This window comes from Peribacillus muralis (assembly GCF_001645685.2).
GTDB classification, from domain to species: Bacteria; Bacillota; Bacilli; order Bacillales; family DSM-1321; genus Peribacillus; species Peribacillus muralis_A.
Genome location: NZ_CP017080.1, coordinates 360,065 through 386,129, shown reverse-complemented (window position 1 = coordinate 386,129; position 26,065 = coordinate 360,065). Strand labels below are relative to the sequence as shown.

Genomic DNA, 26,065 nt, shown 5'->3' with positions numbered 1-26,065 from the left:
TAATAATAATATAGTTACTGGCATTAGCATACCCTTGGAACATAAGGTTTTCAGTCCCCCATCATTACACATGGTTCCTGGTCATCTCATGCCGTGTCAATTTTCTATATCGATAATTAACAAATGCTGCAGCCAGAATGCCCAGAGTTGCAATAAAGCAATCGAAGAAAAATATATGCGATATATCCCCGCCCTTGGCAATTAGCCCTGTTGCAATTGGCAAAATGACACTTGCCAAACTGGAGGCCGTCGCAACGATCCCTGTTACGGTTCCTTTTCTCCTCCAGAAAAGTTCAGTCATGATGGCAATGCTTAATTGAAATATCCCAGCTGTTGAGGCGCCCAGGAAAAAGGAAGTGATTATTAGGACGATGGGTGTATGGACTTTTAAGATAATGATGACTGTAAGTAACGTAATCATTGGGTAAAGTAAGATCACCCACACTGGTTTGACCCATTTGTTTAATAAAATGGACAATAACAAGACTGAAATGAGTGACCCGACACTATAATAGCTCAATAATTTAATCGACCCTGCATGGGACATCCCTGCGACTTCGTAACCGTAGCTCGGTAACCAGATTTGTGAAACCGTAAATAGTGCAGTCGATGTAAATCCAATTATGATCAGCGCCAGCCCTTCACCCCAAAATTCAGGCTCGGAGATGAAGCGGCTCATTTGAAAATCTCCTTCACTGCTAGCAGTATCGGATTTGCTTTTCGGAAATGAAGCGGAAATTATAACAAACATATTAATGAAATAGATGGCAGCAGGAATTAAAAAGGCAAAGCCATAAAATAAGTTATTGTTGGAAAGAAATAAGATGATGAACGGTAGGATGGTTGCACCAAGTGAGCCAAATGCCTTTACCATGACACTGGCTGAACCAGCCGATTTAGGAAACATTTCCGTTAATGCCGGATAAGTGCCTGCATCCATGGCTGAGTTGGAGACACCCGCTAGTAACGCAAATGCAAACGCCATTTCATATGTGGATGAAAATGGAATACCAAGCAAAAAAACTCCCATTAAGATTGAAGAGACAATGATTAATGGCTTCCTGCCGAATTTGTCTGACAGCACTCCCGAGAGCCCATACGTAAGTAATCTCCCAATACCTATTGCAGCAATGAGATAACTGATGCCAGTAGAATCCGTATTCCATTGTTCGGTCAATGAGGACATGTTCGAGGCTAGGATTATATTGACCATCCCAAGTAGAAAGTAGTTAATATATAAGCCTGATGCCGCTTTATAATACTGATTTTTCATTATTACACCCCTATAAATCACAATGATATTACTCCCCTATAATGCTTACACCCAAAAATACAGGTATATAAGTCTCCCCTATATGGTATCCATTTAATTGAAAAACCACTTTCAAAAAAAAATGCTAAGAAAAACAAGGCATTTCAATCCCTTGTTTTTCTTAGCTCCGAGGTTTACCCTAATCGTTTACTGCACCGCAAGTATCAAAAACCCCAATTACGATAAAATGGAGGACGATCCGGAATTGAAGTCTCCTTATTCTGCAAACAGTTGCTCTTTAATATAATCGACGGGCATCTGTTGGCCAGTCCATAATTCAAAGGCCAATGCACCCTGCCAAAGCATCATTCCAAGACCATTAATGGCAGTAGCGCCAGCAGCTTCGGCTTGTTCCATCAGTTTGGACTTGCGCGGAATGTAAACAACGTCGGTTACGATTAAATCAGGGCGTAACATTGACTCGTCTTGAATGACGCTTAACCCTTCAAGCGGCTTCATTCCAACGCCTGTACCATTTGCCAAAATATCACTAGTTAATATTTCAGCTCTTAATCGTTCAACATTTTCTAGAGGGTATACGTTAGCTTTCACGTTTAAATGCTTCATATCTTCATTGATGATTCGTACATTCTCCTCCGCTTGCGGGAAGAAAGCATCATCACGTGCAAAAATACTGATTTCAGCAATTCCTTCCAATGCTGATTGAATAGCGATAGGTGTGGCTGCCCCGCCAGAACCAATAAGCGTCATTTTCTTTCCTTTAATATCAATACCATGTTCTTTCAGGTTCCGTGTATAGCCCATTCCATCCGTACTGTGACCGACGAATTTCCCATCGATATTGACAACCGTATTAACGGCTCCTGAGAATTTGGCGCTATCTGCCAATTCATCGAGGTAAGGAAGGATTTTCATTTTATTCGGCATGGATACGTTAAACCCTTTTACATTTAATGCGCGCATTCCTTTCACAGCATCTTCAAGTTTTTCATTTCCTACTTCAAAAGCTAAATAGGCGCAATTCAATCCCAATTTATCGAAAGCCATATTATGCATGGCGGGTGATAAAGAATGTCCGATAGGTGTTGCCAGTAAACCGACTAATTCCGTTTTCCCATTGATGCGTGCTAAATTTTCCATGTTTGATTCCCCCTGATGTTTTTATTGAATTTATATATAAATTCCTTCTTGGAAGAAATTTTAATGAATTAAATATTTTGATCGATGATTTCCAATACACTTCTTAATTGACTCACTGGAATTTGTCCAGGTGCAGACGCTTCTTTTCCAGCACCAAATGTACATGCAGAACCAAACACCGCACCAGCCAATCGACTGACAAGACCTGTACCTGACATAGACATCGTAATGAACGGCCTGTCCGCATATTTTGTTCTCATCGTATGGGTTGCATCCAATAAAACGAGTAAATCTTCAACGCCTTGAGGCATTACTGCAATTTTTGGAATATGAGCTCCAAGTTCCTGCATTTTACGCAAGCGGTAAATGATTTCTTCCTTATCCGGTGTTTTATCGAAGTCATGGTTACACATAATTACGTAGACTCCATTTTCTTCTGCTATCTTCACTGTCTCTTTTACTGCAGATTCCTCAAAAAATAACTCTACGTCAACGAGGTCGATAGCCTTTGTTATGATGGCTGTATGAAGCAGGCTAAAATAAAGATCATCAGTGATTTCCTTGTTTCCGCCTTCTTTATGGCTTCTGAAAGTGAAAAGAAGCAGGGTACTTGGCAAAGCACGCTTAAGTTCAGTAATCATTTCGGAAACGTCCTCTAAGTTTTCAACCTGATCATAAACATCCGCTCGCCATTCTATGATATCCGGCGCTAATGCATTTACCGTTTCTACTTCTATAAGCAGCTCTTCCCTCGTTGTCCCCATTAGTGGAACGATGATCTTAGGTGCCCCTTCGCCAATCGTTACGTCCTTGATGGTGATGTTTTGCATCGTTATTTCCCCCTTATATCATTAACAACTGTTATGTGATTGATGGCTCGACTTCTTAATTGGACGAAACCTTAATTACTTTTTTATATCGATAAGCTACAAATACGGCCAATAGAAAGCTAATTACCGCAATCGCAACGTCGAATAAGAAGACTGCAGTTAAACCCGCGCTCTTGGAAATGATCCCTGTAACGAAAGGAATGATAATAAAAGCAGAACTTGCCGCGATGTTTACATATGAAGTAATCGTCCCCTTTTTTGCTGGGAAGAATTCAGTAATTATTGTCATGGCTAGCTGGAACACTCCTGCAGTTGAAAGTCCGATGAAGAAAGTGCTCAAAACAGTCATCAATGGCTGCTCGATGTAAATGAGAGATAATAAAGATAATGCAGCTATGATTGGATAAATGATCATGACGGTAATTGGTTTTATTACCTTATTTAATAGTACTGCCAGTAAAATGACGGAAACAAGGGAGCCAATGCTATAGTAACTGAGCAATTGAACAGCCTTGGCCTGGGTTAGCCCCAATACCTCTTGTCCAAAATTCGGCAGCCAAACTTGAACAAGCATGAATAAAGCTGTTGAAGTGAATCCTAAAAGGACGACCGCCACCCCTTCCTGAGCGAACTTAGGTTTTGAAAGGAACTGGTATTGAACCGTTGCAACTTGCTCATCATTTTTGTTATTAATCGGTGCTTTATGGTTCGGGAATGAAACCTTAAGCAAGAAAAATCCATTAACGAGATATACAGCAGCCATTAAGAAAAATGTATATCCATAAAACATATCTCTGGCGATGAAGAATGCCATGATGAATGGAAGCAAGGCCGCCCCGACGGAAACGAACGCTTTTATTAAAACAGTAGCGGATCCCGCTTTCTTTTGAAACGCTTCGATAAGTGCAGGATACGTACCTGCATCTAAAAATGAGTTTGCCATACCAGCACATATGGCGAATATGAATGCCAACGTATAGTTAGGAGCCAAAGGAATGCCCACGAGGAAGATTAGGTAGATAAAAGATGCTGCAACGACAAATGGCTTCCTTCCTAATTTATCCGACAGTCTACCAGCAAAAAATAATGAAACCAACTTACCGATTCCTATAGCAGAGACCAAGTAACTAATACTTGAAGCACTTGTATTCAATTGCTCCGATAAGTTCTCCATATTCGATCCGATGATGACATTGATCATCCCCAAAATAAAATAGCTAATATATAAACCTGTTGCCATTTTTATAAATGGATTTTTCATGAAACACACACCCCTATGATAGTTATTCAAATGTAATTTGATTCTTAAATCGTTCAGAAGTTTCCCCTTGCCCCATATAATGAATTCAGGAAACAAATTACGTGCGACTAAAACGATAAACTGTATTTAGTTAACGATTTCTTGGTTGTTAGTAGTTGGTTGTTAGTAATTAGTATATCGTTCTACTAAATATTCATTTTTATTAGTATATCGTTCTACTAACGAAGTTTCCATTTGGTATATCGTTCTACTAACCTTATTTCAAAATCCATTGGATAAAGGGTACCAAAAAAGGATCTGTTAACTTTATTAAGTATATCGTTCTACCTGAGTTATTATACTGCTCTAATTTAATTGTGTCAAACCTATGAAAAAGTCCTTGGTCTCGCCTTAAACGCTATACTTGCACCATCCTTTACTATTTGAGGGTAGCTCCATGCTCCTCTTTGTCTTCAGAATCATGATAATTCTCGCCTTCTATACTATTTTGGTGTTTCCATAAGCAATTTTCTTTTCCAAATACTGAATAAATTACTTTTTAACTAAAATAAATGAAAGGCAGTTAACTTATATCCAATTTTGCATCGATTTGGTTGCGGTAGGTCCAAATCGCTGGTAGGTCGGATTAATTGCTGATCGGGACGAATTATTGCATATTAGGTCGGATTAATTGCTGCTTGGGACGAATTATTGTTGATTGGGGTCGAATTAATTGCTGACTGAGTCGATTATTGCTTCTAGGCCGAATTAAACTACTGATTTTCCTCCAATTTCACAAATCATCCTATCATAACGAAAAAAAGACCAGCCGGATGGCTGATCTTTTTGAATGGGCTTGGCGGCGTCCTACTCTCACAGGGGGAGACCCCCAACTACCATCGGCGCTGAAGAGCTTAACTGCCGTGTTCGGAATGGGAACGGGTGTGACCTCTTCGCTATCGCCACCAAACATATCAGGAACGTTGTTCCTTCAAAACTAGATAATAAGAAGGTATTTCATTTTTTGAAAAGCGTTGGTTAAGTCCTCGATCTATTAGTATCAGTCAGCTCCACATGTCGCCACGCTTCCACCTCTGACCTATCAACCTGATCATCTTTCAGGGATCTTACTAGCTTGCGCCATGGGAAATCTCATCTTGAGGGGGGCTTCATGCTTAGATGCTTTCAGCACTTATCCCGTCCGCACGTAGCTACCCAGCTATGCCTTTGGCAAGACAACTGGTACACCAGCGGTGCGTCCATCCCGGTCCTCTCGTACTAAGGACAGCTCCTCTCAAATTTCCTGCGCCCGCGACGGATAGGGACCGAACTGTCTCACGACGTTCTGAACCCAGCTCGCGTACCGCTTTAATGGGCGAACAGCCCAACCCTTGGGACCGACTACAGCCCCAGGATGCGATGAGCCGACATCGAGGTGCCAAACCTCCCCGTCGATGTGGACTCTTGGGGGAGATAAGCCTGTTATCCCCGGGGTAGCTTTTATCCGTTGAGCGATGGCCCTTCCATGCGGAACCACCGGATCACTAAGCCCGACTTTCGTCCCTGCTCGACTTGTAGGTCTCGCAGTCAAGCTCCCTTGTGCCTTTACACTCTACGAATGATTTCCAACCATTCTGAGGGAACCTTTGGGCGCCTCCGTTACTCTTTAGGAGGCGACCGCCCCAGTCAAACTGCCCACCTGACACTGTCTCCCACCCCGATAAGGGGCGCGGGTTAGAATTTCAATACAGCCAGGGTAGTATCCCACCAACGCCTCCACCGAAGCTAGCGCTCCGGCTTCTCAGGCTCCTACCTATCCTGTACAAGCTGTACCAAAATTCAATATCAGGCTGCAGTAAAGCTCCACGGGGTCTTTCCGTCCTGTCGCGGGTAACCTGCATCTTCACAGGTACTATAATTTCACCGAGTCTCTCGTTGAGACAGTGCCCAGATCGTTACACCTTTCGTGCGGGTCGGAACTTACCCGACAAGGAATTTCGCTACCTTAGGACCGTTATAGTTACGGCCGCCGTTTACTGGGGCTTCGGTTCAAAGCTTCGCTTGCGCTAACCTCTCCCCTTAACCTTCCAGCACCGGGCAGGTGTCAGCCCCTATACTTCGCCTTGCGGCTTCGCAGAGACCTGTGTTTTTGCTAAACAGTCGCCTGGGCCTATTCACTGCGGCTTTTCTGGGCTATTCACCCTAAAAAGCACCCCTTCTCCCGAAGTTACGGGGTCATTTTGCCGAGTTCCTTAACGAGAGTTCTCTCGCACACCTTAGGATTCTCTCCTCGCCTACCTGTGTCGGTTTGCGGTACGGGCACCTTACATCTCACTAGAGGCTTTTCTTGGCAGCGTGGAATCAGGAACTTCGGTACTATATTTCCCTCGCCATCACAGCTCCGCCTTGATGGAAACGGGATTTGCCTCGTTTCCGGCCTAACTGCTTGGACGCGCATATCCAACAGCGCGCTTACCCTATCCTTCTGCGTCCCCCCATCGTTCAAACGATGTATAGGTGGTACAGGAATATCAACCTGTTGTCCATCGCCTACGCCTTTCGGCCTCGGCTTAGGTCCCGACTAACCCTGAGCGGACGAGCCTTCCTCAGGAAACCTTAGGCATTCGGTGGAAGGGATTCTCACCCTTCTTTCGCTACTCATACCGGCATTCGCACTTCTAAGCGCTCCACCAGTCCTTCCGGTCTGACTTCAACGCCCTTAGAACGCTCTCCTACCATCGACACCTAATGGTGTCAATCCACAGCTTCGGTGATACGTTTAGCCCCGGTACATTTTCGGCGCGGAGTCACTCGACCAGTGAGCTATTACGCACTCTTTAAATGGTGGCTGCTTCTAAGCCAACATCCTGGTTGTCTAAGCAACTCCACATCCTTTTCCACTTAACGTATACTTTGGGACCTTAGCTGGTGGTCTGGGCTGTTTCCCTTTCGACTACGGATCTTATCACTCGCAGTCTGACTCCCAAGAATAAGTATTTGGCATTCGGAGTTTGACTGAATTCGGTAACCCGTTGGGGGCCCCTAGTCCAATCAGTGCTCTACCTCCAATACTCTCATCTTGAGGCTAGCCCTAAAGCTATTTCGGAGAGAACCAGCTATCTCCAGGTTCGATTGGAATTTCTCCGCTACCCACACCTCATCCCCGCACTTTTCAACGTGCGTGGGTTCGGGCCTCCATTCAGTGTTACCTGAACTTCACCCTGGACATGGGTAGATCACCTGGTTTCGGGTCTACGACCTCATACTCATTCGCCCTATTCAGACTCGCTTTCGCTGCGGCTCCGTCTCATCAACTTAACCTCGCATGAAATCGTAACTCGCCGGTTCATTCTACAAAAGGCACGCCATTACCCATTAACGGGCTCTGACTACTTGTAGGCACACGGTTTCAGGATCTATTTCACTCCCCTTCCGGGGTGCTTTTCACCTTTCCCTCACGGTACTGGTTCACTATCGGTCACTAGGGAGTATTTAGCCTTGGGAGATGGTCCTCCCTGCTTCCGACGGGATTTCTCGTGTCCCGCCGTACTCAGGATCCACTCAGGAGGGAACGAAGTTTCAACTACAGGGTTTTTACCTTCTTTGACGGACCTTTCCAGATCACTTCATTTACCCCGTTCCTTTGTAACTCCATGTTGAGTGTCCTACAACCCCAAGAGGCAAGCCTCTTGGTTTGGGCTAATTCCGTTTCGCTCGCCGCTACTCAGGAAATCGCATTTGCTTTCTCTTCCTCCGGGTACTTAGATGTTTCAGTTCCCCGGGTCTGCCTTCAGTACCCTATGTATTCAGGTAAAGATACTGTTCCATTACGAACAGTGGGTTTCCCCATTCGGAAATCTCCGGATCAAAGCTTACTTACAGCTCCCCGAAGCATATCGGTGTTAGTCCCGTCCTTCATCGGCTCCTAGTGCCAAGGCATTCACCGTGCGCCCTTTCTAACTTAACCGTTAAAAAAGTCTTACAGATGCTTTTTAAAAAAATTAATTGCCTTCTATCTATTATCTAGTTTTCAAGGAACAAAGTGGAAAGAACCCATCACAACGTGATGCTTCTTCCGTGATTGAATGAATTACTCATTCAAAACTGAACAAAACAAAAGCGCACTCGTATTATCCTTAGAAAGGAGGTGATCCAGCCGCACCTTCCGATACGGCTACCTTGTTACGACTTCACCCCAATCATCTGTCCCACCTTAGGCGGCTGGCTCCATGAAGGTTACCTCACCGACTTCGGGTGTTACAAACTCTCGTGGTGTGACGGGCGGTGTGTACAAGGCCCGGGAACGTATTCACCGCGGCATGCTGATCCGCGATTACTAGCGATTCCGGCTTCATGCAGGCGAGTTGCAGCCTGCAATCCGAACTGAGAATGGCTTTATGGGATTCGCTTACCTTCGCAGGTTCGCAGCCCTTTGTACCATCCATTGTAGCACGTGTGTAGCCCAGGTCATAAGGGGCATGATGATTTGACGTCATCCCCACCTTCCTCCGGTTTGTCACCGGCAGTCACCTTAGAGTGCCCAACTGAATGCTGGCAACTAAGATCAAGGGTTGCGCTCGTTGCGGGACTTAACCCAACATCTCACGACACGAGCTGACGACAACCATGCACCACCTGTCACTCTGTCCCCCGAAGGGGAACGCCCTATCTCTAGGGTTGTCAGAGGATGTCAAGACCTGGTAAGGTTCTTCGCGTTGCTTCGAATTAAACCACATGCTCCACCGCTTGTGCGGGCCCCCGTCAATTCCTTTGAGTTTCAGCCTTGCGGCCGTACTCCCCAGGCGGAGTGCTTAATGCGTTAGCTGCAGCACTAAAGGGCGGAAACCCTCTAACACTTAGCACTCATCGTTTACGGCGTGGACTACCAGGGTATCTAATCCTGTTTGCTCCCCACGCTTTCGCGCCTCAGTGTCAGTTACAGACCAGAAAGTCGCCTTCGCCACTGGTGTTCCTCCAAATCTCTACGCATTTCACCGCTACACTTGGAATTCCACTTTCCTCTTCTGCACTCAAGTCCCCCAGTTTCCAATGACCCTCCACGGTTGAGCCGTGGGCTTTCACATCAGACTTAAGGAACCACCTGCGCGCGCTTTACGCCCAATAATTCCGGACAACGCTTGCCACCTACGTATTACCGCGGCTGCTGGCACGTAGTTAGCCGTGGCTTTCTGGTTAGGTACCGTCAAGGTACCAGCAGTTACTCTGGTACTTGTTCTTCCCTAACAACAGAACTTTACGACCCGAAGGCCTTCTTCGTTCACGCGGCGTTGCTCCGTCAGACTTTCGTCCATTGCGGAAGATTCCCTACTGCTGCCTCCCGTAGGAGTCTGGGCCGTGTCTCAGTCCCAGTGTGGCCGATCACCCTCTCAGGTCGGCTACGCATCGTCGCCTTGGTGAGCCATTACCTCACCAACTAGCTAATGCGCCGCGGGCCCATCTATAAGTGACAGCGTAAACCGTCTTTCCATCTTCCCTCATGCGAGAAAAGAACGTATCCGGTATTAGCTCCGGTTTCCCGAAGTTATCCCAGTCTTATAGGCAGGTTGCCCACGTGTTACTCACCCGTCCGCCGCTAACTTCAGGGAGCAAGCTCCCATCCATTCGCTCGACTTGCATGTATTAGGCACGCCGCCAGCGTTCGTCCTGAGCCAGGATCAAACTCTCCGAAGAAATGTTTGACTTGCTCATTTGCTTTTTTTATAGTGTGTGCTCACTTAAAATTTAACGTTGGCGCTTTGTTTTGTTCAGTTTTCAAAGAGCAATCAATCACATCGTCGCTTTAGCAACTTTATGATTATAACACCCTCTCAATAACATGTCAACAAAAAGTTTCGTTTATTAAAACATGATATTAATGTCTCAAGCGGTGTATTTAATATATTATCATTGGAACTAAGACAAGTCAATTAAATATTTCATTTTTTATGAAGTTGCAATCTTCTTCTATTATAAGTTATCCTTCCTGCTTAATCGTTACCAAAAATAAAATGAAATGAAATGAAACAGGAGGGTAGCCATGACGGCCGCCCTCCTGTTTCATCATTATTCAATGGAAATAACGTTCGCTTCTTCCCTATCTACTTTACCCGCCTTTTCAATCTTCACGCTTTCCCCCTCGGAAAGATTCGTAAAGACGATTGGCGTGATGATGGAAGCAGCATTATTTTTAACATACTCCAAATCAACTTTAAGCAACGGCTGCCCGCTTTTCACCTTATCACCTTGGGAGACAAGCGCCTCAAAGCCTTTGCCTTCCAACTTAACCGTATCGATTCCGACATGAATCAAGATTTCACGTCCCGCATCGGAGACGATGCCTATTGCATGCTTGGTCGGGAACAGATTAACGATCGTGCCATCCACGGGGGAAACAACCAGCCCTTCAAGTGGCAGGATGGCAAATCCATCCCCCATCATTTTCTCTGCAAAAACTGCATCAGGCACTTCCGTAATCGGCTTCAATTCCCCTTTTATAGGTGAAACGAAGTGATCAGTTACCCCTTCAGTCCGTAACGGCTTCGGAATGATATCCTCGATTTGGTTTTCGACGCCTTTTTCTTGAGAGGCCTCAACCTTACGAGGTCTTTTTCCATCCATGATATCTTTCATTTGTCCCTTGATCGTTTCCGAACGCGGTCCGAAGATAGCTTGGATATTATTGCCCACTTCCAAAACCCCAGCAGCTCCGAGTTTCTTTAACCTGTTTTTATCGACGCTGCCGATATCATTCACAGATACACGAAGACGAGTGATACACGCGTCTAAATGAGAGATATTTTCTTTTCCGCCCATGGCATCAAGGATATCACCAGGCAGACTTCCAGCTGTACTTGCAGATCCTGAAGTTTCAGCGTCCTCTTCTTCTTCCACTTCACGTCCCGGAGTTTTCAAGTTGAATTTCCGGATGGCAAACCTGAATCCGAAGTAGTAGATAAGCGCAAAAACTAAACCGACTGGAATGACAATCCATGCATTCGTTTGCGGATTGATCAAACCGAACAAGACATAGTCAATCAATCCACCCGAGAATGTCATCCCGATTTTTACATCAAGTAAATGCATCGTCATGAAAGAAAGACCCGCAAATACACAGTGGATACCGAAAAGTACCGGCGCAACAAATAAGAATGCAAATTCAAGTGGTTCCGTAATCCCCGTCAAGAACGACGTAAGTGCTGCAGAGGCCATCAATCCGCCGACGATTTTCTTACGTTCCGGTCTGGCCTCGTGATAAATGGCTAAAGCCGCAGCTGGTAAACCGAACATCATGAATGGATATTTACCAGTCATGAAGGTACCTGCCGTTAGATTTTGTACACCATCTTTGATTTGTTCCATGAAAATACGTTGGTCACCTTTAACCTCAACACCAGCTGAATTGACATAGCTTCCAAATTCATACCAAAACGGAGAATAGAAGATATGATGCAAACCAAACGGGATTAAAGCACGTTCCACTACCCCGAATATAAATGCTCCAAGCGTTAGGTTGGCACCTAACATATTTTCAGAGAAGGCATTTAAACCGGACTGTATAGTCGGCCAAACCAATATCATCAACAGCCCAAGAACAACTGCACTTACAGCTGTTGCAATCGGTACAAACCGTTTACCCGCAAAGAATCCTAAATATGGAGGCAGTTCAATTTCATAAAATTTATTATACATAAAAGCAGCCATGACACCGACAATGATACCGCCAAAGACACCTGTTCCCAATGTTGGGATTCCAAGAACATTCGTATACATCGCACCATTGTTCTTAATGTCGACAGCATCAATTCCAAGCACTGTCCCCATCGTTACATTCATGATCAAAAATCCTATAATAGCAGCAAGTCCGGCAACTCCATCTCCGCCAGCTAACCCAATCGCGACCCCAACAGCAAACAGCAAGGGAAGATTGCCAAAAATAATATTCCCGGCATTCTCCATGACGGATGCAACCATTTCAACTCCGCCACTCGCTAAGAACGGGGCGATATCCAACAAAGTCTCGTTTTGCAGCGCATTACCAAACGCAAGCAAGATTCCGGCCGCTGGTAGAATGGCTACAGGTAGCATCAAAGCTTTACCAATCTTTTGCAACACACCAAACAACTTCTTAAACATATATTTTCCTCCTCTTTAAAAATTCCCACGCTAATAAAAACGGTTACATTTGGCGATAGAATGCATCTTCCCACGCAGCATTTCATCAATACAAAAAAGGCATAAGCAAAGATAGGATTGAAATGAAATCAGGTATATAATACCCTTTTTCACAACAATCATTCTCCCCACTTATGCCTGATCGAATCAGTAACACGTAAGATAATGTATTTTTATTTTATTTTCTTTTGTAATCGTTGAATATGCATCGTTAAATAGACAGCTTCCGCATCACAAACCGGCTTACCTAATTTCTTTTGCATAATTTTTATTAGCTTCCATGAGATATTGTAGCACAAAGGATATTCTTCTTTCAATAGCAAAGCGATTTTTTCTGGTTCATCTACTTTTTCCCCGGCCAGGACCCTTTCTATCATGAATCTTAAGTGACGGACCAAGCGGGAATAATCGATGCTTTCCTTATTTATTTGTACGTCCAACTGTTCTTCAACAACTTTTATGAGATGGTAGATCAATTGCGAATGCTGATTGACTTCCGATAAGTCCTTGTTGGCTATTGCACTATGAATGTGAAGCGTTATGAAACCGATTTCCCCTTGCGGCAGGCCAATCCCTGTCTTGTCTTGAATTAAATCGATGACATCGACGGCGATATCATGTTCAAAAGGATAGAGGGTAATCGTTTCTTTCAGAAATGGGTTTTTGATAGTCATTCCTTGCGAAACACGCTGAAGGGCGAACAACAAATGATCGGTTAATCCGACATGTATATGTTCATTGAGTTTCCCTGACACTCGATCATCAATAAGATGAATGGATTCTATTATGGCAGCTTGTAGATTTTGGTCGATCTGCGGCAAAAGTTTTTTGTAACTTTCCTGCTCCTTGACATCTTTTAGAACAAACGTTTTATCAAAAAGTTGCGGACTTAACTCCTCGCCTTTCTTTCGGTTGAAGCCTATGCCCTTTCCAATGGAGACCACTTCACCGTACGACGGGTGCGTGGCAATCACCACGTTATTGTTCAATACCTTTTCAACGATAAAACCGCTCATTTTTCTCCCTCATTTTTTCACAAAGTCAGCCTTATGCCCACAGGATAAAGTACTTAGTGCTTAGTCCCTTTACTATACACGATATATCCTTTCTCTTACAACAGAAAGAAGAGCCCTTAAAACAAGGCTCTTCTCAACAATGCATATCATTACTTCAAAAATATAAAATATAGAAGGAAGACGACCCCAAGGCCCCACATGATTGGGTGAACTTCTTTTGCTCTTCCCTTCATCGACATCGTGATCGGATAGAAGATGAATCCGCAAGCTATCCCCGTGGCAATGGAATAGGTCATCGGCATCATGATAACGGTAAAGAAGGCTGGTACGGCAACTTCGAACTTGTGCCAGTCAATATTTTTAAGTGATGATGCCATCAGCACACCGACTATGACCAATGCCGGAGCGGTCACCGCAGATGTAACGACCGAAAGAAGCGGGAAGAAGAAAAGCGATAGGATGAACAGCAAACCTGTTACCACAGCCGCAAATCCACTTCGAGCACCAGCCGCTACACCGGATGTTGACTCAACATATGATGTAGTTGTAGATGTACCAAGGATGGCTCCTGAAACGATGGACAATGAATCAGCCAGCAGTCCTTTTCCCACTCTCGGAAGAACATTATCTTTCATAAGACCTGCTTGTTGCGCTACAGCCACTAACGTACCAGCCGTGTCGAAGAAAGCAACGAACAAGAAGGTCAAAATCACGATTAACATTTGTCCAGTGAAGAGGTCACCAGGATTTCCGAAGGCATCAAATGCAACTCCGAATGTTGGTGCTATACTTGGGACAGCCCCGATGATTTTCTCCGGAACTGGCACTTGACCAAAGATCATTCCTGCAATGGCTGTTATGACCATTCCGATGAACACACCGCTTTTGACGCCTCTCGTCATTAAAATGACGGTTACGACAATCCCAAACACAGCCAATAAAGTGTTTCCTGATGTCAAGTCGCCCAGTCCGACAAGAACGCTGTCATCATTCGTGATGATTCCAGCATTTTGAAATCCTACAAAAGTAATGAATAAACCGATACCGGCACCAACTGCGTATTTCAACTCGACTGGAATTGCATTAATGATTTTCTCACGTATTCCCGATAGGGAAAGCAAAACGAAGATAATACCTGAAATCAATACTCCCGATAAAGCTGTCTGCCAAGGAATTCCAAAACCAAGCACAACGGTAAAAGCAAAGAAAGCATTCAATCCCATCCCTGGTGCAAGCGAGATTGGATACCTGGCTATGAGTCCCATCAATATCGAGCCGATTGCGGCTGCCAAGGCGGTCGCTGCAAAAACGGCTCCGTAATCCATTCTCAATTCATCTGGATAGTCCTCGATGCTTTGCAAAGTCAGCATCACAGGGTTAACGACCAGGATATATGCCATAGAAAGGAACGTCGTTAGACCGCCAAGTATTTCACGGCGATAATTCGTTCCCAGTTCATTAAAGCGGAAATAATTCTTCATTATGAGTCTCCCCTATCATAAGGTCGTATGCCAACGATAAAAAGCCCGATTCGCTTCCGAACGGGACTTGACTACTATTTATGTAAAGAAATGACCCTTAGGCCAATCCATTCACATCGTAGTCAAGCCGTTAACGGCAGCTTGGTAGAAACTTTTGGGCCATATCCCCAACATTATACGACGATTATGTTTTTATTATTATAGGTATAGTGTACACGCCCCAAAAATAATCGTCAATATATCTCACGAATATTTTTTATGTAAAAATAGGCAACGTTCGCGTTTCACCTTATATTACTGACTAATTTTGGTTATACGTTCACCATCATACGTGAAATATAACCACTTCACGCAATTTCCCCTTTCATTGAACGAAAAAAACCAGTGAAGGTCACCCTTCACTGGTTACTTGCTTTCATGCTTCTATTCCCACTCGATCGTTGCAGGTGGCTTGGATGTAATGTCATACACGACGCGGTTTACGTGGTTCACTTCATTCACGATTCTCGTTGAGATGATTTCAAGTACATCCCATGGAATACGTGCCCAATCCGAAGTCATCCCGTCAATCGATGTAACCGCACGGATGCCAATGGTGTAGTCGTACGTACGGGCATCTCCCATGACCCCGACACTGCGGATGTTAGGCAGCACCGTGAAATATTGCCAAATTTCTCGTTCCAAACCATTCTTCTTAATTTCTTCGCGCAAGATATGGTCAGATTCACGAACGATTTCAAGTTTTTCATCAGAGATTTCACCCAATACACGAATACCTAAACCTGGACCTGGGAATGGTTGACGCCATACGATTTCATCCGGAATGCCCATTTCACTTCCAAGTGCACGCACTTCATCCTTGAATAGCGTATTCAAAGGCTCAATCAATTTAAATTGCATATCTTCCGGCAGGCCGCCAACATTGTGATGCGATTTAATTGTTTGCGCAGTGGCCGTACCACTTTCAATAATGTCCGTGTATAGCGTTCCTTGTGCAAGGAAATCGATGCCTTCAAGCTTCGTTGCTTCGTCATCGAATACGTAGATGAACTCGTTACCGATGATTTTCCGTTTTTGCTCCGGATCGGATACGCCAGCTAGTTTCGATAGGAAACGCTCAGATGCATCGACCTTGATCACGTTCATGTTGAAGCCTTCACTGAATGTTTCCATTACGCCTTCAGCTTCACCTTTACGAAGCAGTCCATGATCAACGAATATACATGTCAGCTGATCGCCAATCGCTTTATGGATCAATACGGCAACAACGGAAGAATCGACACCGCCGCTTAAAGCGCATAATACCTTTTTATCTCCGACCGTTTGACGGATTTTCTCCATCTCTATTTCTATAAAGTTCTCCATGGACCAGTCGCCTTTACAGCCGCAAACGCCAAATACGAAATTTTTCAAAATATCGTTTCCGTATACCGAATGGCGGACTTCCGGATGGAATTGCACCGCGTATAATTTACGTGACTCGTCACTCATAGCAGAAATCGGGCATGATGGGTTGGTTCCATCGACGGTGAAGCCTTCAGGTGTCTCCACCACTAAGTCGCCATGGCTCATCCAGACGATTTGCTCTTGCGGCAGGTCACTGAATAGCTTAGATTCATTTTGGATGGCAAGTGTAGCTTTTCCGTATTCACGGTTTTTCGCCGGCTCGACTTTTCCGCCAAAATGTTTGGTCATAAGCTGCATGCCATAACAAATACCGAAAATCGGCAGACCCATTTCGAAAATGCGCTCATCACAGCCAAACGCGGCAGCATCATAAACACTGTTCGGGCCTCCTGAGAATATGATTCCGGTAGGATTCATTTTCTCGATTTCCTCTACCGTGATTGTATGAGGATGAAGCTCACTGTACACACCGAATTCACGGATACGTCGAGTGATCAATTGATTATATTGGCTTCCAAAATCTAGTACTACGATCATTTCCTGGTTTTTTTGCAATTCTGTTTTCCCCGGCACAAACGTCACCTCTATTAATGTAATTCACCCGTAAAACCGAGTGATACTTTCTTAAGAAAAATATTATCATAAAAAAAGAAAAACTAAAAATCCACCCTCAAAAATACACAAAAAGTACAGACGAAGGCAGATTTTCAGCTTTCCTGTTAAAATCCGCCTTCATAGTCAAATCATTTACGGTGATTCGGTAGAAACTTTCGATCCATATTATCGAGGATATATGAAGGATATATTGGTTTAAGTTAGTTTTTGTTATTGTATCAATATAATAAAAACCTGGTCAAGAGCTAGTTTTTTTCATCAGCCTTTCCCAGGCGCTTTGTAAGTGCTCCCATTCGCCATCTTCCACGTCTCCGCGATATATCATTAATTCGTATCCAGCCGTCAATTCGCTCATATCACTTGTACCATACACTGCATCGACATAAGCTGCGTACTCCCTTAAAGTTTGCCCAGTTGGACGAATTAACCCAGCCCGTTTTAATTGTTTCAATAATATGGAATAGGCAGCTGTGAAATGCGGGCCGGATTTCCGCCTAAACATTAGGATGTGCAGACGCGGCACCCATTTTCTTCTGAAGAAATAGCCGATTGCCGTGATAATCAATACATTCGCAAGTACGATTGCGATCCATTTCAATGGCCCTTTCAGTCCGTGTTCACCAGTTGCCCCTGCGGATTTGTCTTCCTGATCGGGTGTATCCCGGCGTTCCTTTGCCTCTTCCTTTGGTTGCTCTGCGTTAGCGGGAGCCTCCTCTGGATCCTTGATATCTTCCTGTTTCAATTCCGAGTCAAAAAATTCCACTTCGCCGTTGAATCCCTTTGTTGGCTCAAAAGGCACCCAGCCTATCCCCGAGAAATAAACCTCGACCCAGGAATGTGCATTATTATTGGTGACTTTATAAACGGATTCGCCTCGATAAACGGTTTTATCCCCTTCGGTATAGCCCTTCACCCACCTGGCAGGTATATTGGCGGCACGTAGTAATACGACCATGGCTGTCGAATAATTATCGCAATACCCTATCTTTGACTCGAATAAAAATTGATCGACATAATCCTGACTGGTGTCTGGATAGGGAATATCATCTTTTGAATAAATGAATTCAGGTCGATCGAAATAATTCTCGATGACCTTTGCCTTATCGTACCAATTCGTTTCATCTCTCGTAAGCCGTGATGCCAATTCATAGACCCGGTTAGGCAATCCCTCTGGAAGCTGCGTGTTTTTTTCCATTACCAAATCCATTGATTCATCGGGTTCCGTGACGTTTCTTAGCTCTGCTATGTCGAAACTAGGCATATCATAGGTCAACTCATATTGTTTCATTAATTGAGGTTCGCCATTTTGCCACTCGGTAATGATTTTGTCCATACCTAGATAATATATAAAATTCATTTCGGCATTGCTGTTACCCTCAATTTTCTTTAAATACCCGGATTGAGGATGCAGGATATGTGGATACATTTCTTCCATGGATACTTTCGCTGTCATTTCCTTCGTTTTCATCACTTCAGGAACTTCATAAATATCCAGTGGGCCTATATCCTGACCAATGGAAAAGGAGGCAACGTCCGGTTCCTCAATGGAAACCCAACCCTTCCCTGTATAAACATCTTTGTTTTCCACTTTCCAATAATGCCCCTCAGTTGCATTGTTATAAAAAACGACGGAGCTATCAGGCTCTATCGAACCGCCAAGACTAGAATCATCTTCATCGTAACCGACGCTTTTGTCCTTGGAACCATCGCCTTCCTTCAACGCTTTATTTGAATAAGAAGTGATATAAGGAACTGGGTCGGGCCATTGGGGAGAAAGCTTGGGGCCACCGAAGCCAGCGAGGACACTTAACAAAATCACGCCAATCAGCACCATGCCCCACTTTTTGATGGACGTCGCCGTACATGCAAGTTGCTCCTGTATCATCAGACGAAGCAGGGACTGCAGACCGAGCATTAAAAATCCAATGATGATGATTCTTATCATTGCCATGTCCCCCGCGTAGGGAGTGAATGTATCAAGTACAGATACAAAAATCACCGTTAAAATAAAAAAGAAAAAAATGCTTTGCCTCACCATAACCCAGTAATGGATCAAATACGTAACAAGCCAAAGAAGCACAAAAAATAGCAACGTTCGAAATGGGTTGGTGATAAGCTCCCAATTTCCATTGTATACATACCCAGCATTAGCCGTAACATCCACTAGAAGTCCTTTCATCCATGGTAATGCAATTTCTGAATAAAGGAGCTGTAATGAAAGCAGGATATAAGCGGAATTGAGAATAAGGCGGATTGACCAATGAATCCGAAAATAGTGCAGCAGCAGGGAAAAGATTAAAAACAGCACAAAAATGAAAACATTACCTGTATCCGTGAGTTTATCGACAGGTCTTAGCCACTCAGTGATCAAGATCAGGCCAAAAATATACAGGATGACATGCATGAACCTTTCCAGCTTGTTTGGAGTGACGGTCATTTTGCCATCGCCTCCGTTCTGTCGAACAGCAGCTGCTCATGTTCAATGAAACTTACCTTGATTCCTTTTGTTATAGCTGCAGTCATTGCCTGTTTTCCCTCATCGGATAGAATTGCCGGATTCTTCATGGATAACATCGTTAACCCTTGATTAGTGCGGAAAGCATTCAATATATCCACCTTTTCCCGGGTTATTTCGGAAACGATGAAAATAACGGCAGCGTTTGCCGGCAAATCCCCCTTCCTACCTTTCTCGGCCAATTCATTCGTTGCACCCGGTCCTTCTTTAGCAAGACGTGTAAAAATCTTCCGCCTCTGGTGCCTGCCTCCCCCTGCAGGCAGGATTAGACTCGAACCCGTACTCGCATACCCAACCCTCATGCCTTTTTTTAACATGCTGTGCACAAAGGAAGCGACCACTTCAATGGTCTCCTCAAATAAAATCGATGGCTGATCATCATGGATGATCCATACATCCTGATTCTTCTGCACTTCGAATTCCTTCGTCATGATTTCACTCGTTCTAGCCGTCGCCTTCCAGTTAATCCATGACAGCTGATCACCTGGCTGATATTCCCTTACTCCAGATACCACTGAATGTTCCCGCTGTATTTTCTTTGTCGACCCTGCTTGTCCCTGATTGAACAATCGATCAAGATATAAGGAATCAAGCTCATGATATGGGGGGAAAACAGTAATATTCAATGGAGAATCGAATATCGCTTCCTTTTCAATCATCCCAAAGAAATCGCCTATCCAAAAGCGAATCGATTGAAAACTATGGTCACCACGCGGCAGGCTTTCCAAAACATACGACATACTGATGGTACGCTTGAATCCAGGGAAGGTCAGTAACCTCCTATGAATTCCCCTATCTTCCAATTCGTCTGGCATTTCCTCCTCTATCACCATAAATAAGAGAGGCAGCCGATTTTTCCGGGTGAACGTCAGGACGATTTCAACGGATTCACCTGCCTGACATTCCCTTTTGCTGGCCTTTCTTTCAACCGTAATGGCATGTAGGGGATAAAAAAGCAAAATCGCGGCGTACGCAGCGAACGGCAAAAATGAATAAAATATGAACCAACTGACAAAACCGCCTTGAAACATCGCAAAGCAAAAAGAAATGGCCATAAGGAATACCAGCCCGAACGCATTCATGTTTTTCTTTAGAAGATTAAAAAAGCGTCGCATTATGTCAGAGCCCGCTTCACAGGTATATGAGTTTTCGCGAGAATTTCATGGATTACCATTTCCGCATCGAAGCCATCATAATTCGCTTCAGGTTTTAAAATCAGGCGGTGTGAAAACACGTACGGAGCTAAATATTGAACATCGTCAGGCAGAACATAGTCCCTCCCTTGGACCAGTGCATACGCTTGGGCTGCCTTCATCAAGGCAATCGATCCACGCGGGCTTACGCCTAGATAGACCGATAGATGGCTTCTCGTTCGATTGGAGAGTTCAACAATATAGCCTTTTATCGTGTCATCCACTATCACCGTTCTAGCCTCTGCCTGCAAAGCTCTCAATTCGTCCAAAGTGATGACCGATTCCAACTCTTCAAGCGGAGCCATGTATTGAGCCCTTTGCAGGACCTCAATTTCTTCCGCAGCACTCGGATAGCCCATTTTCATTTTTAGCAGGAATCGATCCAATTGTGCCTCCGGAAGCGGATATGTTCCCTCATACTCAATGGGATTCTGCGTCGCCATGACAAAAAAGGGCTTCTCCAATCCTCTTGTGACGCCATCGATCGTCACGCTTGCCTCTTCCATCGCTTCAAGCAAGGCAGACTGCGTTTTTGGCGAGGTCCGGTTAATTTCATCCGCTAAAATGATATGGCCCATTATCGGTCCTGGCCGAAAAATGAAAGCTTGTTCCTTTGGGTTGAAGATCGAAACACCCGTTACATCAGACGGCAGTAAGTCAGGTGTGAATTGTATACGTTTAAAGCTTGCCCCTATCGATTTTGCAAGTGCCCGGACCATGATCGTCTTGCCTACTCCCGGAACATCCTCCAATAAAACATGACCACCTGAAAGCAGTGCCACAATGCTCAGTTCTGCAATATCCCGCTTACCGATAATCACTTTTTCAATATTCCCTAGAACCTTCTCAAGTTTTTGATTTGCCTGCTTAAAGATCATTCTCTACCTCCTGGGAAATCTATTACTTATTTCATTTCCAATCTATATCCCGCTTACCTTTACAGTAACAACCAATTAATCCTTACATTGTAAGTTTACTAGATATTCGGGAAACCATAAACGAAATTCTCCAAAAATATTAATGCAGCTTAAGGAAAAAGGTATGGTAAACTATTCCTAAGTGAATATGAACCTTGCAGAAAAGGGTGCTGCCTTGTCAGCTTAAAAGGGAATTCGGTTCTAATCCGAAGCTGTTTCCGCAACTGTAAGTGCTAATGAAATAAGATGCATACCACTATTTGATGATGGATCGTACTTTAAGTGCCATTCAATGATTCAAATGGGAAGGTTCTTAGAGTAAAATGACGCACAAGCCAGGAGACCTGCCTTTTTTTATCGTATCATGCTCTTCGGAAGATAGGAGATTGTACGGCAGTCTTCCATCTTTTTTTCTACTGGGAATACATGGATGCTCGATGCCGACCAAAACTCTTGGTCGGCTTTTTGTTTTGATGCGAAAAGCGATACGGGAGCTCATTCACCAAACCACGTAAAGGAGGAAAAGTTTTGGCAAAGAAAGATCTTCGTTTTTTATGCTATCCATACATGCGCGAATCCGCCTCCACAGTCGATTTTGAGATACGAACAGACTCATTGACGACGCAAATCGGCTTGGCCGCATCGCTGATGAAGGATGCTCCTGACGTTTACCGGGATTTAATGGATCTGCTGCCCATGGCCTACCATCTAAATGGTTCAGTCCGTGGAAAACTAGCCATCACCGAAGATGATTTGGATCATTTAAGTTCGATTTATGACCGGTATGTCGCAGAAGTTAAAGAACAGATCGAGACATTTGTGCTACCCCAAGGGTCAACAGCGGCCTGTGCCCTGCATGCCTGTCGCAGCGAAGCCAAAAAGTCCGTTCGCGCTTTGCACAAAGTCAGTCTGGAAAGGGAAGTTCCAGGAATCCTTTTCGATTACACCCACTTGCTTGCAAACGTTTTATTCGTAATGGCAGTCTATATCAACAAGCGACAAGGCATTGAAGAAATACCTTTTGTTAGCAAATCTTATCCTACTAAACCAATGAAAAAATAGACGGAGGAATGAATAATGAAATTCACTAAAAGATTCAGCTGGATTTCCGTGCTTATGCTTGCCCTTTTCCTTACAGGATGTGGCGTAACGGATCAATCTGCAAAAGATGATAAAAATTCGGACAAAGCGAAAGAGACTCAGACCTATACAGTTACGGATGATACTGGAAAGAAAATAACATTCGATAAAGCACCAGAGAAAGTCGTTTCACTACAGCCAAGCAATACGGAAATTCTATTCGCCCTAGGACAAGGGAAGAAAGTGGTTGGCGTGACGGACTTCGATAATTATCCCGAGGAAGCCAAAAAAATAGAACATGTTTCCGATTCAGTCAATATCAATGCAGAAAAGATCATTGCCCTGAAGCCTGATGCCATCATCGCTTATACCGTTGGCGATGAAGAGACGCTGAAACCACTCGAAGATGCTGGCATTCCTATATTCATCATTAAATCGGCTGCCAACTTCGAGGACGTATACGGCGATATCGAACAAATTGCCAAAGTGATGGGAGTTAGTAAAAAAGGCGATGCATTGGTGAAGGATATCAAATCCCAAATTGCAAGTGTCGAAGAAAAAGTGGGAACGCTGGATGAACAAGAGCAAACATACTTTGAAATCAGTCCTGCCCCAGAAATCTATACAACAGGTGATGAAACCTTCCAACAAGAAATCCTGAAAACCGCTGGCATTAAAAATGTCTTTGACGACCAAAAGGGCTGGGTAAAAATATCTGGTGAAGAAGTCGTCAAGCGCAACCCTGAAACGATCCTTACGACTGCCACCTATGTTAAAGATGCCGTCGGTGAAATTAAGTCACGTAAAGGTTGGGAAGATATCGATGCCGTGAAAAACGATGATGTCCATCTGCTTGATGAAAGTGTCATGTCCCGTCCCGGACCAAGGATCGGTGAAGCAGTAGAGCTTGCTGCTAAAACCGTTTACCCGGATTTATTTAAATAATATGGAACAAGGATGCTCCAATATATTGAAGCATCCTTCCATACATTAAGGGATGGCAATGGCCTCTGCCTTTCTTCCTTTATTTATGCTAAAATGAAGGCATTTCAAACACAAAGAATAGCCGAGGTATCGACATGTTTAAAAGATTCTTCATTTGGGTCCTGGCAATCGCCCTTCTCTTAGGGCTTCTTAGAACCATTATGGACTTATAGCAAAAAAACTAATAGGAGATGCTGTCTGCAATATACAGACGGCATCTTCTTTTAGTTCCACTTTCTCCTTATACCGAAGATTGATTTTTGTAAATAAGAGAGCCTGTAAGGTGACCTTATCGACTACTTCATAGGCTGAAATTGATCTAATTATCTTTAAGTACCCATGAAGAGTGCAGTATAGTGAAACGCTCAATGTGAGGTGGGTTCTCATCAAAATTGCGCTTTTCACACGCAATTGGGGCCGTTTCTCGTTAAATTCTTGCGTTACTCCCGAATTCGGTCTGGATTCTCTTATAAATTACTGCTTTCTTTCACCATTTCGGAGCGTTACTCGCCAATTTGTCACTTTTACTCGCCAATTTAACGACTTTACTCGCGAGTTTACGTTTTGGATCGTATAATCGCAATTTTTGTATCGTTCCCCGCCAGCTATATGTCGCTAATCAGATTCCATCTGCATTTTCACCTAAAGTCGAGTCAAGCCCTTATTATTGTGTAAATTCACTAACACAATGTTTTCAACCATATAATTTGATGTTTCCTCAGATTAAAAAGCTGTTTTAGAGGTACGCAAAACTCTATCCTGACACATTTTTTTGCGAAACTTTCATGATCATCTTCTCTCACATTCGGGCAGGGCTGTCAAAGGCTTTTCACTTTGACGGTCCTGTTCGAATGTGAAATTATTCATGATGAAAGTTTCACAAAATAGGTACTTGGACTATCCTTTTTTCTTAGCGTAAACCGTGTCTTGATACTGCATTAATACGGCACCTATTAATCGGAAGGCTGATTGGGTATTAGGAAAGATTCGGATGACTCTTTCTCTTCTACGAACTTCTTGGTTTAAACGTTCCAGCGAGTTGGTACTGCGGATGTGCTGCCTGATTTTTTCTGGATGATTCATGTATTGAACGGTGTCTTCGAACCCTTCATCTAAAATTTGAAGGGCTTTTTCATATTTTAATTCCTCCCCGAATTTATCGATTAACTCCGCTTTGAATAGACGACAATCCTCAATCGTGACAGCCTCAAATACCCGTTTAATCATTAAACGAATGTCGGATGATCCCTTTTTGGGCAGTTTCTCTAAAATGTTCCGCTTAAAATGGACATTGCATCTTTGCCAGGAGGTTCCAATGAAATCGCGTTGGATCGCTTTTTGTAATCCTTGATGGGCATCAGAAATCACCAGCTTAGGGGATTGAAGGCCACGAGATTTTAGTTGTTTAAAGAACTGGGACCAGCATTCAAAACTTTCAACATGATCGATATGTACCCCTATAATCTCCCGCTTATTTTGTTTGGTAAGAGCTGTGGCGATATATACGGCTTTTGAAACAACCTGTTGGTGCTCACGCACCTTGATATACATGGCATCCACGAAAATAAAGGGATAGTATGTGATATTTAGGGGCCTAGTTGCCCAGCCATTAACAATGGGATCCAGCTTTTGGGTAAGCGAGGAAACAAAAGACTTTGAAACACTTTCTCCGCAAAGCTGTTCGACAACATGGGTGACTTTCCGTGTAGAGACCCCATTGATCACCATCTCCAACATGGAAAGGATAAGCGCCTGATCACACCGGGCATATTTTTCAAAAACAGAAGGGGAAAAGTCACCAGTACGCGTCCTGGGTACCTTCAATTTAATCTTCCCAATACTCATCGTAAAGTCACGTTCATAATAGCCATTCCGATAATCCTGACGTTCGGAGGAACGCTCATAAGATGAAACTTGTAGATAGGCGTCTCTCTCCTTCTCCATAAACTCATTTAAGATTAATACAACCGCTGATTTAATCACGTCATCCATTGTAGAATTCATAATGGATACTTTTAAAAGATCGAGATCAAGGTTAAACTGTAACTGAGTCATTTTATTCCTCTTTTCAATGTGATTTCTGTGGTAGAAAACATTGTTTCCAAGAGTGAACGAAATGACTCTCTTTTTTTACACAATTATACGGACTTAATCTAAAGTCGCATGCAACGCTACATATTACAAACAAAAGTACCCTACAAG

14 protein-coding genes, 3 rRNA genes and 3 riboswitches are annotated in these 26,065 nt (G+C 43.8%); of the genes, 2 read left to right on the top strand and 15 right to left on the bottom strand.

From position 1 onward, the window contains the following. Positions 1 to 64 precede the first annotated feature (64 nt). From ABE28_RS01850 to ABE28_RS01785, 14 genes are all read right to left on the bottom strand, one after another. The gene (locus tag ABE28_RS01850; protein ID WP_064463731.1) at positions 65 to 1,273 is read right to left on the bottom strand and encodes an MFS transporter; all 1,209 of its coding nucleotides are present in this window, start codon (positions 1,271 to 1,273) and stop codon (positions 65 to 67) included. Positions 1,274 to 1,528: 255 nt separating this feature from the next. Continuing rightward, positions 1,529 to 2,413, bottom strand: coding sequence for a quinate/shikimate dehydrogenase (locus tag ABE28_RS01845; RefSeq protein ID WP_064463732.1), 885 nt, complete (start codon positions 2,411 to 2,413; stop codon positions 1,529 to 1,531). A gap of 68 nt (positions 2,414 to 2,481) precedes the next feature. Continuing rightward, complete coding sequence (aroD, locus tag ABE28_RS01840) at positions 2,482 to 3,243, bottom strand: type I 3-dehydroquinate dehydratase (RefSeq protein ID WP_064463734.1); 762 nt, start codon at positions 3,241 to 3,243, stop codon at positions 2,482 to 2,484. Positions 3,244 to 3,298: 55 nt separating this feature from the next. Then, positions 3,299 to 4,504, bottom strand: coding sequence for an MFS transporter (locus ABE28_RS01835; RefSeq protein WP_064463736.1), 1,206 nt, complete (start codon positions 4,502 to 4,504; stop codon positions 3,299 to 3,301). 833 nt (positions 4,505 to 5,337) lie between these two features. Beyond that, positions 5,338 to 5,453, bottom strand: a 5S ribosomal RNA gene (gene rrf / locus ABE28_RS01830). A 64-nt stretch (positions 5,454 to 5,517) separates the two neighbouring features. After that, positions 5,518 to 8,450: ribosomal RNA gene (locus tag ABE28_RS01825) — 23S ribosomal RNA — on the bottom strand. Between the two features lie 173 nt (positions 8,451 to 8,623). Beyond that, a 16S ribosomal RNA gene (locus ABE28_RS01820) occupies positions 8,624 to 10,174 on the bottom strand. The 16S, 23S and 5S rRNA genes sit together here, the layout of an rRNA operon. Positions 10,175 to 10,546: 372 nt before the next feature. Next, positions 10,547 to 12,616 (bottom strand): glucose-specific PTS transporter subunit IIBC, encoded by a 2,070-nt coding sequence (ptsG, locus tag ABE28_RS01815; protein ID WP_064464237.1) that lies wholly within the window; start codon positions 12,614 to 12,616, stop codon positions 10,547 to 10,549. A gap of 212 nt (positions 12,617 to 12,828) precedes the next feature. Next, the gene (gene glcT, locus ABE28_RS01810; protein WP_064464235.1) at positions 12,829 to 13,671 is read right to left on the bottom strand and encodes a glucose PTS transporter transcription antiterminator GlcT; all 843 of its coding nucleotides are present in this window, start codon (positions 13,669 to 13,671) and stop codon (positions 12,829 to 12,831) included. 149 nt (positions 13,672 to 13,820) lie between these two features. Further along, positions 13,821 to 15,152: an NCS2 family permease gene (locus tag ABE28_RS01805; RefSeq protein WP_064464233.1), complete on the bottom strand. Its 1,332-nt coding sequence runs from the start codon at positions 15,150 to 15,152 to the stop codon at positions 13,821 to 13,823. A 99-nt stretch (positions 15,153 to 15,251) separates the two neighbouring features. After that, a riboswitch (purine riboswitch) is annotated at positions 15,252 to 15,353 on the bottom strand. Between the two features lie 222 nt (positions 15,354 to 15,575). Beyond that, positions 15,576 to 17,096, bottom strand: a complete 1,521-nt coding sequence (gene guaA, locus ABE28_RS01800) for a glutamine-hydrolyzing GMP synthase (protein WP_167353425.1) — start codon at positions 17,094 to 17,096, stop codon at positions 15,576 to 15,578. A gap of 178 nt (positions 17,097 to 17,274) precedes the next feature. Then, positions 17,275 to 17,376, bottom strand: a riboswitch (purine riboswitch). A 36-nt stretch (positions 17,377 to 17,412) separates the two neighbouring features. After that, positions 17,413 to 19,611 carry a DUF4129 domain-containing transglutaminase family protein gene (locus ABE28_RS01795; RefSeq protein WP_064464231.1) on the bottom strand — a complete coding sequence of 733 codons (2,199 nt, stop codon included), beginning with the start codon at positions 19,609 to 19,611 and terminating at the stop codon, positions 17,413 to 17,415. Continuing rightward, a complete protein-coding gene (locus tag ABE28_RS01790; protein WP_064464229.1) occupies positions 19,608 to 20,804 on the bottom strand; it encodes a DUF58 domain-containing protein in 1,197 nt (398 codons plus the stop codon). Before ABE28_RS01790 ends, ABE28_RS01795 begins: the two co-directional genes overlap by 4 nt. After that, positions 20,804 to 21,760, bottom strand: a complete 957-nt coding sequence (locus tag ABE28_RS01785) for an AAA family ATPase (protein WP_064464227.1) — start codon at positions 21,758 to 21,760, stop codon at positions 20,804 to 20,806. The genes ABE28_RS01790 and ABE28_RS01785 overlap by 1 nt, the downstream gene beginning before the upstream one ends. A 187-nt stretch (positions 21,761 to 21,947) precedes the next feature. Next, positions 21,948 to 22,165: riboswitch (cobalamin riboswitch) on the top strand. 201 nt (positions 22,166 to 22,366) lie between these two features. On the opposite strand from ABE28_RS01785, the gene ABE28_RS01780 reads away from it, so the two are divergent. Next, a complete protein-coding gene (locus ABE28_RS01780; protein ID WP_064464239.1) occupies positions 22,367 to 22,861 on the top strand; it encodes a hypothetical protein in 495 nt (164 codons plus the stop codon). A gap of 15 nt (positions 22,862 to 22,876) precedes the next feature. Beyond that, entirely contained in the window at positions 22,877 to 23,824 is a 948-nt protein-coding gene (locus ABE28_RS01775) for an ABC transporter substrate-binding protein (protein ID WP_064464225.1), read from the top strand. 936 nt (positions 23,825 to 24,760) lie between these two features. Here ABE28_RS01775 and ABE28_RS01770 read toward each other — a convergent pair. Next, positions 24,761 to 25,918, bottom strand: a complete 1,158-nt coding sequence (locus ABE28_RS01770; RefSeq protein WP_064464241.1) for an IS256 family transposase — start codon at positions 25,916 to 25,918, stop codon at positions 24,761 to 24,763. Positions 25,919 to 26,065 lie beyond the last annotated feature (147 nt).

Excerpts from the sequence above, each read along its gene's own strand:
- ABE28_RS01850 (WP_064463731.1), bottom strand. The coding sequence starts at position 1,273 with ATGAAAAATCAGTATTATAAAGCGGCATCAGGCTTATATATTAACTAC.
- ABE28_RS01845 (WP_064463732.1), bottom strand. The coding sequence starts at position 2,413 with ATGGAAAATTTAGCACGCATCAATGGGAAAACGGAATTAGTCGGTTTA.
- aroD (WP_064463734.1), bottom strand. The coding sequence starts at position 3,243 with ATGCAAAACATCACCATCAAGGACGTAACGATTGGCGAAGGGGCACCT.
- ABE28_RS01835 (WP_064463736.1), bottom strand. The coding sequence starts at position 4,504 with ATGAAAAATCCATTTATAAAAATGGCAACAGGTTTATATATTAGCTAT.
- ptsG (WP_064464237.1), bottom strand. The coding sequence starts at position 12,616 with ATGTTTAAGAAGTTGTTTGGTGTGTTGCAAAAGATTGGTAAAGCTTTG.
- glcT (WP_064464235.1), bottom strand. The coding sequence starts at position 13,671 with ATGAGCGGTTTTATCGTTGAAAAGGTATTGAACAATAACGTGGTGATT.
- ABE28_RS01805 (WP_064464233.1), bottom strand. The coding sequence starts at position 15,152 with ATGAAGAATTATTTCCGCTTTAATGAACTGGGAACGAATTATCGCCGT.
- guaA (WP_167353425.1), bottom strand. The coding sequence starts at position 17,096 with ATGATCGTAGTACTAGATTTTGGAAGCCAATATAATCAATTGATCACT.
- ABE28_RS01795 (WP_064464231.1), bottom strand. The coding sequence starts at position 19,611 with ATGACCGTCACTCCAAACAAGCTGGAAAGGTTCATGCATGTCATCCTG.
- ABE28_RS01790 (WP_064464229.1), bottom strand. The coding sequence starts at position 20,804 with ATGCGACGCTTTTTTAATCTTCTAAAGAAAAACATGAATGCGTTCGGG.
- ABE28_RS01785 (WP_064464227.1), bottom strand. The coding sequence starts at position 21,760 with ATGATCTTTAAGCAGGCAAATCAAAAACTTGAGAAGGTTCTAGGGAAT.
- ABE28_RS01780 (WP_064464239.1), top strand. The coding sequence starts at position 22,367 with ATGCGCGAATCCGCCTCCACAGTCGATTTTGAGATACGAACAGACTCA.
- ABE28_RS01775 (WP_064464225.1), top strand. The coding sequence starts at position 22,877 with ATGAAATTCACTAAAAGATTCAGCTGGATTTCCGTGCTTATGCTTGCC.
- ABE28_RS01770 (WP_064464241.1), bottom strand. The coding sequence starts at position 25,918 with ATGACTCAGTTACAGTTTAACCTTGATCTCGATCTTTTAAAAGTATCC.